This is a genomic window from Streptomyces sp. SID13726 (genome assembly GCF_010548375.1).
Taxonomy (GTDB): Bacteria; Actinomycetota; Actinomycetes; order Streptomycetales; family Streptomycetaceae; genus Streptomyces.
In genome coordinates this window covers 1-573 of record NZ_JAAGLY010000190.1, presented here as the reverse complement: position 1 = coordinate 573, position 573 = coordinate 1, and the positions used below count along the sequence as shown (strand labels likewise).

1 protein-coding gene is annotated in these 573 nt (G+C 71.6%); it reads left to right on the top strand.

Features of this window, described 5'->3' with window-relative positions; all coding sequences use genetic code 11:
* Positions 1–573: glycosyltransferase family 2 protein (locus G3I78_RS47095; protein ID WP_164436756.1), on the top strand; the 573-nt coding region annotated here is incomplete at both ends.

The following is a 573-nucleotide window of genomic DNA, read 5'->3' as shown; positions in this document are numbered from 1 at the left end:
GACGACGGAAGCAGCGACCGGACCGCCGAACTGCTCGAGAAGTTCCGCACGGACTGGCCCGAGCTCCGCATCGTCCGGCTGCGCGGCAACTCCGGCCACCAGGCCGCCCTGCGCGCCGGACTGCACAGCTCGGTCGGGGCCTACGTGGCCAGCATCGACGCCGACCTCCAGGACCCGCCGGAGAAGATCCCGGAGATGCTGGACCTGGCCCGGTCCGAGAACCTCGACATCGTCTACGGCGTCCGCTCCGACCGCAGCACCGACACCGCCTTCAAGCGCCTCAGCGCCGGCGCCTACTACCGGCTGATGCGCCGCATGGTCGGCAAGCAGGTGCCCGCTCAGGCCGGGGACTTCCGGCTGCTCAGCCGCGAGGCCGTGGAGGCCCTCAAGTCCCTGCCGGACCAGCACCAGGTCTACCGGCTGCTGGTGCCCTGGCTCGGTTTCCCGAGCGGGCAGGTGACGTACCGGCGGGCCGAGCGGGTGGCGGGCGAGACCAAGTACCCGCTGAGCAAGATGATCCGCCTCGCCGTGGACGGCATCACCAACTTCTCGGCCGGGCCGCTGCGGCTGGCC